Origin of the sequence: uncultured Methylobacterium sp., assembly GCF_964251405.1 — a bacterium.
In the GTDB taxonomy this organism is placed as follows: domain Bacteria; phylum Pseudomonadota; class Alphaproteobacteria; order Rhizobiales; family Beijerinckiaceae; genus Methylobacterium.
Window position 1 is genome coordinate 14,520 of record NZ_CAXUJR010000074.1, and the last position, 4,146, is coordinate 18,665.

2 protein-coding genes are annotated in these 4,146 nt (G+C 69.6%); both read left to right on the forward strand.

Annotation, left to right across the window (positions count from 1 at the left end):
* A partial coding sequence (locus ACFE7U_RS13355) for an RNA degradosome polyphosphate kinase (protein WP_375410211.1) occupies window positions 1-2,187 on the forward strand: 2,187 nt, incomplete at its 5' end.
* Between the two features lie 38 nt (window positions 2,188-2,225).
* The gene (gene ppx / locus ACFE7U_RS13360; RefSeq protein WP_375410212.1) at window positions 2,226-3,779 is read left to right on the forward strand and encodes an exopolyphosphatase; all 1,554 of its coding nucleotides are present in this window, start codon (window positions 2,226-2,228) and stop codon (window positions 3,777-3,779) included.
* Window positions 3,780-4,146 lie beyond the last annotated feature (367 nt).

Genomic DNA, 4,146 nt, shown 5'->3' on the forward strand with positions numbered 1-4,146 from the left:
GCCGAACCCGACCCGGGAAAGGCCGTGCGCGCCACCGTGGTCGAGGCGGGCCGCGCCCTGCGACAGGCGCCCGAGCGCTTCGTCAACCGCGAGATCTCGTGGCTGCAGTTCAACCACCGGGTGCTGGAGGAGGCCTCGAACCCGAACCATCCGCTGCTCGAACAGCTCCGCTTCCTCTCGATCTCGGCCAACAACCTCGACGAGTTCTTCATGGTGCGGGTCGCGGGCCTGCACGACCAGGTCCGCGCCGGTCTCGTCCTGCCCTCGCAGGACGGGATGACGCCCGCCGAGCAGCTCGCCCGCATCGGCACGGAGGTCTCGCGCCTCGCCCTCGAGCAGCAGCAGCGCTGGCGTGAGTTGCGGGGGGACCTGCACGGGGTCGGCATCGACCTCGTCGAGCCCGCCGGCCTCAGCCAGGACCATGCCGTCTGGCTGGAGGACTACTTCCTCAACCACGTCCTGCCGGTGCTCACGCCGCTCGCCATCGACCCGGCCCATCCCTTCCCGTTCATTCCCAATCTCGGCTCGACCATCGCGCTGATGCTGGTGCGGCCCCGCGACGGACGCACCCTGCGCGCGCTGATCCGCCTGCCCTCGGTGGTCGAGCGCTTCGTGCGCCTGCCCGACGGGGGGAGCGAGCCCGCGGCGCGGTTCATCGCCATCGAGCAGGTGATCGTGCTGTTCACCGGCCGGCTCTTCCCGGGCTACTTCGTGAAGGGGCAGGGGGCCTTCCGGGTGATCCGCGATTCCGACCTCGAGATCGAGGAGGAGGCCGAGGACCTCGTCCTGCATTTCGAGAGCGCCCTCAAGCAGCGCCGCCGCGGCGTCGTGATCCGGCTCGAAGTCGAGGCGGGCATGCCCGAGGACCTGCGCAGCTTCGTCGCCGACGAGCTGGAGATCGGCCCGGATGCGGTCTTCCTCGTGGAGGGGATGCTGGCGCTCAACGAACTCTCGCAAATCGTCGGGATCGACCGGCCCGACCTCAAGTTCAAGTCCTACAATCCCCGCTTCCCCGAGCGCATCCGCGAGAGCGGCGGCGACGTCTTCGCGGCGATCCGCCAGAAGGACTTCATCGTCCACCACCCCTACGAATCCTTCGACGCGGTGGTGCAGTTCCTCAACCAGGCCGCCCGCGATCCGCACGTGGTGGCGATCAAGCAGACGCTCTACCGCACCTCCTCGAACTCGCCGATCGTGGCCGCGCTGGCCGAAGCCGCGGAGGTCGGCAAGTCGGTCACCGCGCTCGTCGAGCTCAAGGCCCGCTTCGACGAGGAGGCCAACATCCGCTGGGCCCGCGACCTGGAAAAAGCCGGGGCTCAGGTGGTGTTCGGCTTCATCGAGCTGAAGACGCACGCCAAGCTCTCGATGGTGGTGCGGCGCGAGGGCGACCGGCTCGTGAGCTACTGCCACGTCGGCACCGGCAACTACCACCCGATCACCGCGCGGGTTTACACCGACCTGTCCTTCTTCACCGCGGACCCGGCGGTGGCCCGCGACGTCGCGCGGCTGTTCAACTTCATCACAGGCTATGCCGAGCCGGCCGAACTCGAGAAGATGGCGGTCTCGCCGCTGACCCTCAAGGCGCGTCTCCTGGAGAAGATCGAGGCGGAGGTCGGCCACGCCAAGGCCGGGCGCCCGGCGGCGATCTGGCTGAAATGCAACTCGCTCGTCGACCAGCAGATCATCGACGCGCTCTACGACGCCTCCGAGGCCGGCGTGCCGATCGACTGCATCATCCGCGGAATCTGCTGCCTCAGGCCCGGCATCCCCGGCCTGTCGGAGACGATCCGGGTCAAGTCGATCGTCGGGCGCTTCCTGGAGCACGGCCGCGTCTACGCCTTCGGCAACGGCTACGGCCTGCCGCATCCCAAGGCCACCGTCTACATCTCGTCGGCCGATCTCATGAGCCGCAACCTCGACCGCCGGGTTGAAGCGCTCCTGCCGATTGCCAACCCCACCGTGCATCAGCAGGTGCTCGACCAGATCATGCTCGCCAATCTCCTCGACAACCGCCAGAGCTGGCGTGTACTGGCGTCGGGCGCGAGCGAGCGGATCCAGCCGGCGGATGGCGAGGAGCCCTTCAACGCGCACAAGTATTTCATGACGAATCCGAGCCTGTCCGGGCGAGGCAAGTCGTCGAAGAAATCGAGCCCACGCGCGCTGAGCCGGCGAGCCCAGCGGAGCTGACGGCCTCTTCGCAAGGACGCGGTAACAAGGACTCCTGGATGGGACACGGACCCGGGATGGGCCTCGACGAACCGCTCGCGCAGCATGCCAGGGGCAGTGCGGGGGCGGCTCCGCCTTCACCGGTCGCGATCATCGACATCGGCTCGAACTCGGTGCGCCTCGTCGCCTATGACGGGCTGACCCGCGCGCCGACGCCGCTCTACAACGAGAAGGTCCTGTGCGGTCTGGGCCGCAACGTCCTCACCACCGGGCGCCTCAACGACGAGGCGGTGAGGCGCGCGCTGGCGGCGCTCACCCGCTTCCGGGTGCTGTGCGAGGTCATGGCGATCGAGCGCGTCTTCGTGCTCGCCACGGCCGCCGCCCGCGACGCCGAGAACGGGCCCGACTTCCTCGCCGCCGCCGAGAGGGCCTGCGGCCATTCGATCGAGCTCCTGTCGGGCCGGCGCGAGGCGGAGCTGTCGGCGCTCGGGGTCGTCTCCGGCTTCCATGCCCCGGACGGGGTCGTGGGGGACCTCGGCGGCGGCTCCCTCGAACTCGTGGACGTGCGCGGCGCCACGGTCGGGCAGGGGGTGACGATGCCGCTCGGTGGCCTCGCTCTGCAGGACCTCACCGGCGGGTCGCCCAAGAAGGCCCAGAAGATCGTGCGCGAGCACCTCAAGAAGGCCGCGCCGCAGCTGGAGACCCTGCGCGGGCGCAGCTTCTACGCGGTGGGCGGAACCTGGCGGGCGCTCGCCCGGCTGCACCAGGCCGCCCGCCTCTACCCGCTCCACGTCATGCACGGCTACAGCGTCGAGCCCTCGGACGAACTGAACTTCCTCGAAGTGGTCGAGCGGGTCGACGCCGCCCTCCTCACCGATGTCGAGAGCGTGTCCGAGGCACGCCGGCCGCTCCTCGCCTACGGCGCGGTGGTGCTCGAGGAGATCATCCGGCTGGGCCGTCCCCGCGAGGTCGCGATCTCGGCGAGCGGCGTGCGCGAGGGCCTGCTCTACGAGCTTCTCGACCGCGATGCCCGCGCCGCCGACCCGCTTCTGTCTGCGGCGGCCGAGCTCAACGCCCTGCGCGCCCGCTCGCCGGGCCACGGCACCGACCTCATCGCCTGGACCGACCGCTTCGTCGCCGAGTTGGACGGCCCCGAGACGTCGGACGAACGCCGCCTGCGCCACGCCGCCTGCCTCCTCTCCGACATCGGCTGGCGGGCGCATCCCGATTACCGCGGCGAGCACAGCGTCGACGTGATCACGCAGGGTCCCTTCGTCGGCATTGACCATCCCGGCCGCGCCTATCTCGCCCTCGCCGTCTATTTCCGCCACGAGGGCGTCGCCCCCGAGAAGGCGAGCCCGATGCTGCGCGGCCTCGCCGGCCCGCGCCTGTTCGAGCGCGCCCGCCTGATCGGCGGCCTCCTGCGGGTCGCCTTCCCGATCTCGGCCGGCATGGCCGGCACGCTGCCGCGCATGCCCATCGGCGTCGTCGAGGGCCGTGTGGTGCTGAGCGTGCCGGAGGAATGGCGGGCGCTCGCCGGAGACCGCATCCTCAACCGCGTGCGCGGGCTCGGGCGGGTCATCGGGTTCGACGGGAGGGTGGAGGTGGGGTGAGGGGCGCAGGTTACCGGATTACACACCTCGCAATAGCGGCCCGTGCCCGGTCTGCTTGTTCCACTCACGTAGTCATTCCGGGGCGCCAAAGGCGAGCCCGGAACCCATGACCGCTGACTCAGCAAGTCAAAAACCGTCGGCGGCTCTGGGTCCCGGGCTCTGCGGAGTTCATCCTCGGACTGGCCAAAGGCCAGATCCGGGGGCAGCCCCGGGATGACAAAGGGTGGTGACAGACGGTGCACCGGAATGTCGGCATCCCGTACGCAAGCGGCTCTATTCCTCAGCCCACCCTTTATTTCTCAGCCCACCCTTTCGGCGAAGATCGCCTTCTTGACGATGGCGTGGACGCCCCAGTTGCCGTCCACCA